The organism is Sorangium sp. So ce448 (assembly GCF_051520915.1).
GTDB classification, from domain to species: Bacteria; Myxococcota_A; Polyangia; order Polyangiales; family Polyangiaceae; genus Sorangium; species Sorangium cellulosum_B.
The window spans coordinates 9,935,594-9,947,369 of record NZ_CP150343.1; the positions used below are offsets into that span (position 1 = coordinate 9,935,594).

Sequence of the window (11,776 nt, forward strand, 5' to 3'; positions counted from 1 at the left end):
CCAGGCTGCCTCGGCCGAGAGCCGCTGCGTTCAACGCGCCTCAGGCGATCGAGGACGGCACGCTCGGCGCCCCGGGCGTGCGGGCTATCGGGCGCACGTCGTTCCAGGAGGATCTGCCGGCGCCTGCCTGGCGAGCGATGGAGTCCGCCGGGTCACCGGAGTTCACGGTCACCCTCCGTGCATCGGCGCGGTCATTTCGGTCAGCACCGCGCGCTGGCCGCCGAAATAGTCCTGGGGTGCGCAGCCGAGGGCGCGCGTGAAGACGCGGTGGCATTGCGCATAACTCCCGAACCCAACGGCGTACGCCGCGCGCGCGAAGCTCGCGCCGCGATCCACCTCGGCGATGAACTGCATCAGCTTGAGCCGCGCGCGGTACTCGACGACGTTCACGCCCACGTCCTTGCCAAACCGCCGGCTGATCCCGCTCTCACCCGTGTGCAGGCGCGCCGCGAGCGCCGCCCCGGGGAGATTCGGATCGAGCCGCAAGAGCTCGAAGATACGGCGGCTCACCACGTGGGGGAGCGGCACGTTCGACAGCGACCGCTCGAAGAGCTCCGCGAGGCGATGCTCCACGACCGAGATGTCGCGCGCTCGGTCGAGCGCGCCGAGGAGCGCGAGCTCGTCGGCGAGCACGGCCGGAGTGAGCTGCACAGCGTCGAGCGCGACCTTCGACGCGGCCCCCGCGACGCGAGCCCCCAGCTCGGGACGGAGCGCCGCGACGTACAGAACGAAATCGCTGCTCTCCTCGAGGAGCGCGTGATCTTGCCCCGGCGCGAAATAGAGCAGCGTGCCCGCCACGAGCGGCACCACGCGCTTCCCTATGCCCATGATGCCCGTGCCGCGGGCGACGAGGTTGATCTCCGGCTCCTCGTGGAAATGTCGGGGCCGACGGTACTGCGGCTGGTGACGGAAGACCTGGGCGCGCCGGCCGGCGAGCATCGGAAAGGGCTGGAACAACGCGGGCCGAGCGCTCAAGGCCAGGTCAGTGTGAGGCAGCGGGGAGGCGGACAGAAAGCAAAAAATGCGAAGCGCTCTCGCACCCGGGGCGCCACGTGGAGCTCATGATGTCTTCGACGCGCTGCACGGTCGCTTTGCTTCTGCTCTCCGCATTCACCGCGCTGGCCTGTGACGACGCCAGCCAGCCCCCGGGCTCGGCGACGGGGGCTGGCGGGGACGGCAGCGGCGCGGGGACTGGTGGTGGTTCCAGCGCCGGAACGGGTAGCTCCAGCTCCGTGGCGGGAGCTGGGACTGCGGATAGCGCCTCCAGCGCCGGAACCGGCGTGGGGGGCGCAGGCGATGCTGGCGGCGCTGGCGGCGCCGGCGGAACGGCGGGTGGCACAGCAGCGGCTGGCGCCACGGGTAACGGCGGCTCGGCGGGCGGCCCTCCCCCGACCGAAGAGGCCTTCACGCTGCTCTTCCGCGACGATTTCGATCGGCTGGACGCGACTCGCTGGCAGCTGATGACACATTCCTGGACCGAGAATCTGGCGCTGTTCTCGCGATCCGCCGCTACCATCGAACGAGGCCAGCTGGTGCTCCGGCTCACGCCGGCCCCTCAGGGCACCGCCGACAGCTCCGGAGCCGCCAAGACCTTCCTGGGTGCCGAGGTTCGCTCCGTCGACGCGCTCACGTACGGGCGCGTGCGCGCTCGCGTCAAGCTGGCCCGAGGCTCGGCGGTCGTCTCGTCCCTGGTCACGATCTACACCCCCTGGCCAGCGGACAACTGGAACGAGCTCGACATCGAGTGCCTGGGGGCCAAGCCGAAGGACGTGCAGTTCAACGCCATGGTGTACACCGGCGCTCCGGTACGGCCCCCGGTGACGCAATCCGTCAGTCCGACGCAGCATCCGCAGAAGGTGGACCTCGGCTTCGATCCGAGCGCGGACTTTCACACGTACCAGATCGAATGGACACCGTCCGGCGCCCGCTTTTCCGTCGACGACGTGCTCCGACACGAGTGGACGGAGCGCATCGACCTCATGGTGCTGCCGCAGAACGTGCTCATGACGATCTGGGCGTCGTCGAGCGCGGCCTGGGCCGGGGCCGTGACGGCCGAGACGGGCACGGCGAGCGCGACCTACGATTGGATCGAGCTCTATCGGTACACGCCTTGATCGGGTCGCGAGACCAGGCCGCGCCGAGCGCGTGAGCTCACGCGGTTCGGCCCGACGAAGCGCGAAGCGAACGCCTGGGTGCGGGGCGGAGCCCCGACGGAACCTGCGCGCGCCTGTTAGCGACACGACAGCATGGGCGGAGCATCGCTGTTCTCCGCGGCCGCTGGAGTGATTCAGGGCGACGCGCGCGCTGACATGCCTCTCGCGATCGGATACTGCTCGAGGCCATGTCGCGCCGCCGTTCTGCCATCATGATCGCCGCTGTCTCCGCCGTCATGCTCCCTGCAGTCCCGCTCGCATGTGGGGGTGATCGCGATCTCGACGCGGGCCAGGGCAAGGGTGCGAGCGGCGCCGGGACGGCAGGCGCCGGTGCTGCTGGCGGCGAGGCAGCCGGCGCAGGCGGCGAGACCGCAGGCGCTGGCGGGGCGGGCGCCGGCGGGGCGGGCGGAGGCGCGCAGTACGGGAACGTGCTCTGTCCGACGTCGTTCACGTTCAACGCGCCTCCCGGGGCCACGGAGGTCCGCGTCGCCGGCGAGTGGAACGGCTTCGATCTCGGCGCTGCCCCGCAGCTGCAGGGCGGTACGCAGGGCCGGCTCACGGCCACCGTCGACCTGCCGCCGGGGCTTCACGGCTACAAGATCGCCTATCGGTCCGGCGGCGAGGTCTCGTGGGTGCTCGACCCGGCGGAGGGGCGCCGCAAGTACGTCGACGGGGTCGAGAACTCGGCCGTCAAGGTCCCTGACTGCCGCCTCCCGTCGCTCTCGGTCGCGTCCAGCCGGGCGACGCGGCCTGCCGCCGGACAGGGCGCCTTCGAGGCCCGTCTCGTCTACCGGGACGGCATCGAGGGCGCGGGCCCCGAGGCGGCCTCGTTCGAGGCGGTTCTACAGGACCAGGACGGCGAGGCGCGCCCGCTCACGGATCAGGAGATCTCGGTCGACGCGCGCGGCGACGTGCGGATCCGGCTGGGAGGCCTCGGCGACGGCAAATACCGCGTCACCCTCCGCGGGGCGACCCGGAGCGGCCGCGCCGGTGAGCCGCTCCGGCTTGTGTTCTGGGTCGAGGCCGAGCCGTTCTCCTGGGAGGACGCGCTCATCTACATGGTCGTCACCGATCGTTACCGCGACGGCGATCCCGCCTTGAACCCGCCCCCCACGCCGGGCGCCGATCCGCGGGGCGACTGGGCCGGCGGGGACCTCGAGGGGCTGCGGCAGGCGATCGAGGACGGCACGCTCGACGCGCTGGGCGTGCGGGCCATCTGGCTCACGCCGTTCCAGGAGAACCCCGCCGGCGCCTACCCGGCGAGCGATGGAGTCCACCAGGTCACCGGATATCACGGTTACTGGCCCATCAAGGCGCGCGAGGTGGATCCGCGGCTCGGCGGCGCCGGGGCGCTCCGGGCGGTGGTGGCCGAGGCGCACCGCCACGGGATCCGCGTCCTCCAGGATTTCGTTGTGAACCACGTCCACGAAGATCACGAGTACGTCTCGTCTCACCCGGAGTGGTTCAGGACGGGGTGTGTCTGCGGGACGGACGGGTGCGACTGGACGTCGCACGCGCTCGATTGCATGTTCGCGAGCTACCTCCCCGACGTGGACCACACGGTGCCCGAGGCCAACGCCGCGTTCGTGGCGGACGCGATCCACTGGCTCGACGCGTTCGATCTCGACGGGCTCCGCGTGGACGCCGTGAAGCACGTGGAGGAGATCGCGACGCGCAACCTCGCCGCGGAGGTCCGGGAGGCGTTCGAGCCGGCCGGCACACGTTATTTCCTGATGGGCGAGACGGCGATGGGCTGGAGCGACTGCGAAGACCCGTGCAACGACGAGAACTACGGGACGATCGCGAGGTACATCGGCCCTCAGGGGCTCGACGGCCAGATCGATTTCGTCCTCTATCACGGGGTCTCTACCCGGACGTTCGGCTGGGGCGACGAGGGCATGTTGCACGCCGCGTACTGGGTCGAGCACGGGCAGCGGCGGTGGCCGGAGGGCGCGATCATGACGCCATACATCGGCAGCCACGACACGGCCCGGTTCGCGACGCTCGCCGACTACCGGGACGACGCGGGGCCTCGCGGCCGGGAGGTCCCGGGCCGCCAGTGGTCGGACACGGCGGGAGCGCCCGAGTCGCCCGAGGTGTACGCGCGGGCGCGCCTCGCGATGGCGTGGCTCCTGGGCCTCCCGGGCGCACCGCTGCTCTATTACGGCGACGAGTACGGCGCGTGGGGCGGCGCCGACCCGAACAACCGCGGCGTGTGGCGGCCGGACGAGGATCTCACGGCGGACGAGCTGGAGACGCTCGATTTCGTGCGCGCGCTCGGGACCACGCGCCGGGACATCCCCGCGCTCCGCCGCGGCGCCTACGTGAACCTCACCGCCACGGAGGACACGCTGGTCTTCGGCCGCCGGCACGGCCGGGGGGAGTCCGCCGTGGTGGCGCTGACGCGCGCGGCGACGGAGCAGCACATCTCGGTCGAGGTGGCCCAGGCGCTCGGCCTCCCGCCGGGCACCGAGCTCAGGGACGCGCTCGGCGGCGCGAGCGAGGTCGTCTCCGCGGCCGGCGTGCTCTCGATGAGCGTCCCGCCGGGCGGGGCGGTGATCTTCGCGCCCGTGATCGCTGGCAATCCGGCGGGAGCGGGCTGCGGCGGCGAGCGCAGGCGCAGCGGGAGCGGCCAGGCGCCTGGATGAGCGCGGGAGGACGCGGCGACGCGCGCGCTGTCCGATTGAGCTCCGCGGCCGCCCCGGGTATGCCGGAGCGGTACGACATGCAGCCGCCCGACGCGAGCCAGTTGCCCGAGGAGCTCCGCGCGCCGCCCCCGCGCCCCTGGGCGGCCTTGCGGCACGTCCGGCACCAGCTGGCTGGCGTGGGGTACTCGCTGCTCTTCTGGGCGGGGCTCGTCGGGGTCGGCTCGTTCTTCCGGCACATCGATTTCGTCGCGATGATCCTCGGCTTCTCGTACGCCGTCATGCCGGTCGTGCTCCTGTATCAGCTGCTGGGCAGCTATGCCGCGTGCCGCCTGGCGCTCCGCGGCGCGCCGTCGGCGGCGCACATCTACGAGGGAGCCGTCGTGACGAGGTACGGGACGGTGAACATCTGGCACGTCGTCGTCGCCGGCCAGCACGTGCGGATTCGCGCGAACGCGCCGCTCGACAAGAGCGTGGTGGTCCTCGTGACGCCCGAGACGCGGAGCGGCAAGCGCCGAGTCGGGGTCTATCATCCCCGGTTCGGGATCTGCACATCGCTCGTGTGAGCCGCGCTCGCGGCGCTGTTGTTGCGGACGTAACCGCGTGAGACATTCGCCGGCATGCGAGCTGTGTCGGGTCTTCGCGTGCTGGTCATGGCCGTCCTGGTGCTGGCCGTCGTGGGGTGGATGGGCGCGCTCGGGTGCGCGGCGGGGCACGACGGCGCGGCGGCGGCGGCGCTCGTGCAGCGCCGGTTCCCGGCGCAGGCCGCCGAGGTGCTGGGCAGCGGCGCTCCCGGCGCGCTGTCGGCGACCGGCGCGACCGGCGGCGGCTTCGCCCTGGGCGCGCCTGGCCTCTCGGGGCGCGCGCCGCGGCTCCAGGCCGAGCTGCCGCGCGACGGCGGCGGCTGGATGCGGCTCTCGGGCGCCGGCGGCTTCGAGGTCCGGGTGCGGGAGGCCGGCGCGTCCGGTCAGGGGGCGGTGGTCGACGGCGCGGTGATCTACGGCCGCGCGGGCGGCGCGTCGTTCTGGCGGGCGGTCGCCGGGGGCATCGAGGAATGGCTCACGGTGGAGCCGGGCGCCGTGCCGGCGGGTGAGCCCGCGGCGGTCTGGGAGGTGGACGGCGCGGCGCTGCGGCAGCGCGGCGAGGCCGTCGAGGTGCTGGACGCCGCGGGGACGCCGCGGCTGCGCGTCACCGCGCCGCGAGCCTTCGCGGAAGGCGGACGGCCGATCGCGGCGCGCCTCGAGGCGCGCGGGGCGGAGATCGCGCTGCTTGTCGAGGCGTCGGGGGAGCTGCTGCTCGTGGATCCGCTGTGGCGCCCCGTCGGGGCGATGGCCACGAGGCGGGACGCCGGGCACACGGCCACGCTGCTGGGCGGCGACGACGGGCGGGTCCTGGTCGTGGGCGGCTATGGCGGCGACGGCTATGTCGCGAACGCGGAGCTGTACGACCCGGAGGACGACAGCTGGGCGCCGGCTCAGCCGATGAGCGCACCGCGCCTCGAGCACGCCGCGCTGCTGCTGGACAGCGGGCAAGTCCTCGTCGCGGGAGGCTCCGACGGCTCGGGCACGACGGTGGCGAGCGCGGAGCTGTACGACCCGGCGGAGGACCGCTGGACGCCGGCGCGGCCGATGAACACCGCGCGCCAGGGCCCCACGGCGACGCGGCTGGACGACGGGCGGATCCTCGTCGTGGGCGGCTGGAGCAACGGCACGTTCCTCCCGAGCGCGGAGCTGTTCGACCCGCGGGAGGGCATCTGGACCACGGCGGCGCCGATGAGCACCGCGCGTTATGCGCACACCGCGACGCTGCTCGGCAATGGGCGGGTCCTCGTCACAGGCGGCATCGGGGCGCAGGGCGAGGTCCCGACCGTGGAGATGTACGACCCGGCGACGAACACCTGGACCCCGGCGCGATCGATGAGCACCGTGCGCCGAGGGCACACGGCGACGCTGCTCGACGGCGGGCAGGTCCTGGTCACAGGCGGCTTGACGAGCGACGGCACGTTCCTCGCGAGCGCGGAGCTGTTCGACCCGGCGAATGGCGGCTGGACATCGGCCAAGTCGATGAGCTTCGGGCGCTTCGACCACACGGCGACGCTGCTCGACGACGGGCGGGTCCTCGTCGCGGGCGGCCTCCAGTCATACCTCCACCTGGCGGACGCGGAGATTTACGACCCGAGGGAGGGCGCCTGGTCGAACGCGCCCGCGATGGCCGTCGGCCGCAGCTCTCATACGGCGACGCTGCTCCCGCGCGGCGGCGTGCTCGTGACGGGCGGCAATCAAGGCGTCGAGACGAACGCCGAGGTCTACGACCCGCCGGGCACGAGCCCGTGGGCGGAGACAGCGCCGATGCGCCACCCGCGCTACGTGCACACGGCGACGCTGCTCGACGACGGCCGGGTCCTCGTCGCGGGCGGCTACGGGTCCGACTCTACCGGCTTCAGGAGCGCGGAGATCTACGACCCGCGGGAGGGCGCCTGGACCGCGGCGATGGAGATGCGCGACGCGCGCTATGCGCATACGGCGACGCTGCTGGACGACGGGCGGGTCCTTGTCGCAGGCGGCTACGGGATCGACGAGGAGCGCCCGATCGCGACCGTGGAGCTCTTCGACCCCGCGACGCGCAGCTGGACAGCGCCAGCGCCGATGATCGCCGCGCGCCAGGGGCACACGGCCACGCTGCTCGACGACGGCCGGGTCCTGGTCACGGGCGGCGTCGGGGGCGACTACGTCAACCTCGCGAGCGCGGAGATCTACGACCCGCGGGAGGACACCTGGACCGAGGCGGTGGCGATGATCGCCGCGCGCCAGGGGCACACGGCGACGCTGCTGGCCGACGGCCGGGTCCTGGTCACAGGCGGCTACGGGCCCCGCGGTGAGGCCCCGAGCGCGGAGCTCTGGAGCCCCGGCGAGCGCGGCTGGACAGCGGCAGCACCGATGATCGCCATGCGCCGGGCGCACGCGGCGACGCTGCTGGACGATGGGCGGGTCCTGGTCACGGGCGGCTCCCCGGATTCAGAGGGGATCAGCGGGCTCACGAGCGCGGAGGTGTACGATCCGGCGACCGATCGCTGGACGACGCGAGCGCCCATGAGCGCCGCGCGCCAGAACCACACGGCGACGCGGCTCCTGGACGGGCGGGTCCTTGTCGCGGGCAATGCCTCTGTCAATGGCCATGGCAGCGCGAGCGCCGAGGTGTACGACGTGGCTGCGGACAGCTGGTCTCCTGCAGGGACGATGTACTCCGAGCGATCTCATCACGTGGCGACCCTGCTGCGCAGTGGCAAGGTCCTGGTCACCGGCGGCGTGGGCCCCGGCACTTACATCTCCAGCGCCGAGCTCTACACCGCGGCTTTCCCCGGCGCCCCTTGCGAGACCGACGCCGACTGCGCCGGCGTTTCCTGCGTCGACGGCGTCTGCTGCGACACCCCTTGCGCGGGCGCGTGCATGGCGTGCTCCGCCGCGAAGAAGGGCGCCGGCCCCGACGGCGCATGCGGGCCCATCCAGGCCGGCGCCGATCCGGACGACGACTGCGCCGCGGAGCCTGCCTCCTCCTGCGGCACCACCGGCCTCTGCGACGGCCGCGGCGCCTGCCAGCTGCTGGCGCGGGGTACCCCCTGCGGCGCGGCCTCGTGCAAGGACGCCTCCGAGCTCGTCGAGGCCCCCCTCTGCGACGGCCGCGGGATCTGCGCCGAGGGCGACACGCGCTCTTGCGCCGAGTACCGCTGCGTCGCGGGCGCCTGCCTCACGGGCTGCACCTTCGACACCCAGTGCGCCGACGCGGCCTACTGCGCGGAGACCGGCGGCGACTGCGTGCCGAAAAAGCCCGTCGGCGCCCCGTGCTCGCTCCCGAAGGAGTGCCTCAGCGCGCAGTGCAGGGCCGGAGTCTGCGCGCTCGACACCGACGAGGACGGCATCCCCGACAGCGAGGACAACTGCCCTGCGGTCCCGAACACGCTCCAGGCCAACACCGATGCTGGCCTGCCTTCGGGCGATCTCCTCGGCGACGCCTGCGACGACGACGACGACGCCGATGGCGACGGCGATACGGTGGACAACTGCCCCCTCGTCGCGAACCCCGACCAGGCCGACGTCAACCGCGATGGGGTCGGCGACGCCTGCGATTGCGACAACCCGCGCAAGCCCGACGGCAGCCCCTGCGACGACGGCAACGCCTGCACGCAGACCGATACCTGCCAGAACGGCGCCTGCGTCGGCAGCGATCCCTTCGTGTGCCCGCAGCCGGACACCTCCACCTGCAGGCGCGCCGTCTGCGCGCCGGCCACCGGCACCTGCCAGAGGCGCTACAAGCTCGACGGCGCCCCCTGTCCAGGCGGCGAGTGCATCGCCGGGGGCTGCTTGCTCGCGGAGGCCACCAGCGGCTCCGGAGGCGGCGCGGGGGGCGAGGGTCATGGCGGCGGCGGCCAGGGCGGCGGGGACCAGGGCGGCGGCGGCCAGGGCGGCGCAGGCCAGGGCGGCGACGCCGCCGCGACCGGCACCGGGGGTTCCGGCGGCTCCGGCGGCGACGCCGGCGGCGCGCCTCCGGCGCCTGCTCCGGAGGGGAGCGCCCCGCCGCGCGCGCACGGAAACGGCTGCGCCGTGGCGCGCGGCGCTGGCCCTGACCAGGGCGGCTCGCCCGTACCCTGGCTCCTCCTCGCCGCGCTGCTCGCCGCGCGCTCCAGGGGTTTCCGCAAGGCAGCCTGATCCACCACCGCTCGCCCGATTCTCGCCGTGCTCAGCGAGCACGGCGAGCCGCTGGGGACGCACGTCGTGGAGACAGCGTCTCCAGCGAAGGCAGCCCCCGAACCCCTCCTGTCACTTCGCCGTCCTCCGCACCGCCCCGTCCTGCGCCGCCCAGTAGACGTACGCCTCATCCAGCGCGATCGCGATCGGCTGCGCCTGCCCGGCGGCGAGCGTCGCCAGGCCGGAGCCGTCCTTGTTCACCCGCCGCACCACGCCGCTACCGCGGTTGACCCAGTACACGGCCCCGTCGGGCGCCGGATCCACGGCGATCCCGGCCGGAGCGGGCTGCTCGTCGGCGAGCACGACGAGGTTCGCGCCGTCCTTGCCGAGCCGCATCAAGCGGCCGCTCTCCGTGCTCCAGAAGAGGTGCTCCGCGTCGATGCCGAGGAACTGCGGGGTGAGCCCGTCATCGAACGACTGGCCGGACGCGATCTGCCGCTGCTCCGCGCCGTCCTTCCGCATCTTCACCACGACCCCGCCGCCCTGGGCCCAGTAAAGGTGTGTGTCGTCGGCGACGAGCGCTCCGCCCGCCCTCCCGACGGTCCCCGTGATCTCGACCGCGTCCTCGGCGCTGCTCGCCGTGTCCACCCGGAAGACGCCGCTCTCTGCGCGCGAGGTGAACCACACCGCGGTCGCGTCGGCCACGACGGCCCACGGCTCGGCGACGTTCGCGCTGAGGAGCAGGAGGCCGTCACGCGCCGTGTGCTTGAGCACCCCCTCCGCGCCCGTCACGAAGACGTCGAGCCCGGCGACGGCGACGCCCTCGAACACGCCGAAGCCGCACGTCCCGTCCTGCGGAGGCGCGAGCGTGGCGAGGCACGCGACCTCGTCCAGCCCGTACTTCAGGACGCGGACCGCGACCCCGCCCTGCGGCCGCGCCCCGGCCAGGTAGAGGTGGTCGCCGAGCACGGCGAGCGCCGAGGGCACGGCGAGCCCCGAGGCGATCGTCGTCGCCTCGGGGCCGCAGACGCCGTCCTCGCAGACGCCGCCCAGGCAGTCGTTGCCGCAGCCGCCGCAATGGAACGGGTTGCTCCTCACGTTCGTCTCGCAGCCGGTGAGGGGATCTTCGTCGCAGTCGCGGAACCCCTCCACGCACGAGAGCGCGCAGCGGCCGGCGATGCACGACGCCGTGCCGTGCTTCTCGACGCAGGCGTTGCCGCAGCCGCCGCAGTGGTCGGCATCCTGGGCGAGCTCCGCCTCGCAGCCGTTCGACGCGTCGCCGTCGCAGTCGCCGAAGCCGACGGCGCACGCGAGCGAGCAGGCGCCCGCGGCGCACGAGGGCGTCGCGTTCTGGCTGCCGCAGACGTTGCCGCAGGCGCCGCAGTTCTCGACGTCGGCGTCCGTATCGCCGCATCCTCCGCCAGCGCCCCCCTCGCCTCCGCCGCCGCAGAGCCCCGTGCCCGCGAGGCCGCTCAGGAACGCGTCGCAGAGCGCGCCGCTGCCGGTCAGCGCCGTGAAGTCACACCGGTGGGCGAGCAGCCCGTCGAGGCTCGAGCAACAGCTCGCGAGGAGCTCATCACACGAGGCGGACGTGAGCGGCTCCCTGTCGCCCACGGTGGGGCACCGGTTGGCGTCCCCGACCTGACCGAGGTAGCCGAGGCATTCCTCGGCGTCGCCGGCCCCGGCGACGCTCGCGCAGCGCGCGTCCGGTCCCTCGGGCAGCGAGGGGCAGCAGCTCGCGCCGAGGTAGCCGCAGCTCTCGCCGGCGTGGCTCACGTCCTGGCAGCGCCCCGACGCCTTGGCGTCCTGCTCCAGGAACCGCTCGCAGCGCCGCTCGTTGCCGGAGAACGCGATCGCGTGGCACGCCTCCCGCAGCGCCTCCGGCAGCGCTGCGCAGCACTCGTTCAGGAGGCCGGCGCAGTTGGGTCCGTACTGCGGCGCGGCGGGGCCGCCCACGCACAGGTCGACGTCGCCCGCGGCGCGGAGGACCTCGTCGCAGGCCTCGTCGTCGCCCTCCGCGGCCGCGGCCTCGCAGCCGGAGCGCAGCTCGGCCGGCAGGCTCGGGCAGCAGGCCTCGCCGAGGTGCGCGCAGCCCGCGCCGGCGGGAGGAGGTTGCGAGGGCAGCGCGCCGCACGCGCCGTACGCGCTCCCGTCGCTCGCGCATTGCTGCGCGCCGAGCGTGCCGTCCGGCAGGAAGCACGCGGCGAGCGAGCCGGGCGGGCAGATGCTCGGGTCAGACACGCCGCACGTGAGCGTCGTGATGGAGAGAAAGAGGATCGTGCCAGTGCGGCGCATG

The 11,776-nt window shown here is 73.5% G+C and carries 6 protein-coding genes; 4 read left to right on the forward strand and 2 right to left on the reverse strand.

The window, feature by feature from the left end:
- Nucleotides 1–168: 168 nt before the first annotated feature.
- Entirely contained in the window at nucleotides 169–957 is a 789-nt protein-coding gene (locus WMF45_RS37505) for a helix-turn-helix domain-containing protein (RefSeq protein WP_437710628.1), read from the reverse strand.
- Between the two features lie 323 nt (nucleotides 958–1,280).
- Between WMF45_RS37505 and WMF45_RS37510 the strand changes: the two genes are divergently transcribed.
- The 4 genes from WMF45_RS37510 to WMF45_RS37525 all read left to right on the forward strand — a co-directional run bounded on the left by WMF45_RS37510 (nucleotide 1,281) and on the right by WMF45_RS37525 (nucleotide 9,501).
- Nucleotides 1,281–2,114 (forward strand): glycoside hydrolase family 16 protein, encoded by an 834-nt coding sequence (locus WMF45_RS37510; protein ID WP_437710630.1) that lies wholly within the window; start codon nucleotides 1,281–1,283, stop codon nucleotides 2,112–2,114.
- 227 nt (nucleotides 2,115–2,341) lie between these two features.
- Complete coding sequence (locus tag WMF45_RS37515) at nucleotides 2,342–4,801, forward strand: alpha-amylase family glycosyl hydrolase (protein ID WP_437710632.1); 2,460 nt, start codon at nucleotides 2,342–2,344, stop codon at nucleotides 4,799–4,801.
- Between the two features lie 77 nt (nucleotides 4,802–4,878).
- The gene (locus WMF45_RS37520) at nucleotides 4,879–5,364 is read left to right on the forward strand and encodes a hypothetical protein (RefSeq protein ID WP_437710634.1); all 486 of its coding nucleotides are present in this window, start codon (nucleotides 4,879–4,881) and stop codon (nucleotides 5,362–5,364) included.
- A 54-nt stretch (nucleotides 5,365–5,418) separates the two neighbouring features.
- Nucleotides 5,419–9,501, forward strand: a complete 4,083-nt coding sequence (locus WMF45_RS37525; RefSeq protein ID WP_437710636.1) for a kelch repeat-containing protein — start codon at nucleotides 5,419–5,421, stop codon at nucleotides 9,499–9,501.
- Nucleotides 9,502–9,612: 111 nt separating this feature from the next.
- Here the strand turns inward: WMF45_RS37525 and WMF45_RS37530 are convergent, their stop codons facing one another.
- Nucleotides 9,613–11,775, reverse strand: coding sequence for a hypothetical protein (locus WMF45_RS37530; protein WP_437710638.1), 2,163 nt, complete (start codon nucleotides 11,773–11,775; stop codon nucleotides 9,613–9,615).
- Nucleotide 11,776: the final 1 nt, after the last annotated feature.

Excerpts from the sequence above, each read along its gene's own strand:
- WMF45_RS37515 (WP_437710632.1), top strand. The coding sequence starts at position 2,342 with ATGTCGCGCCGCCGTTCTGCCATCATGATCGCCGCTGTCTCCGCCGTC.
- WMF45_RS37520 (WP_437710634.1), top strand. The coding sequence starts at position 4,879 with ATGCAGCCGCCCGACGCGAGCCAGTTGCCCGAGGAGCTCCGCGCGCCG.
- WMF45_RS37525 (WP_437710636.1), top strand. The coding sequence starts at position 5,419 with ATGCGAGCTGTGTCGGGTCTTCGCGTGCTGGTCATGGCCGTCCTGGTG.
- WMF45_RS37530 (WP_437710638.1), bottom strand. The coding sequence starts at position 11,775 with ATGCGCCGCACTGGCACGATCCTCTTTCTCTCCATCACGACGCTCACG.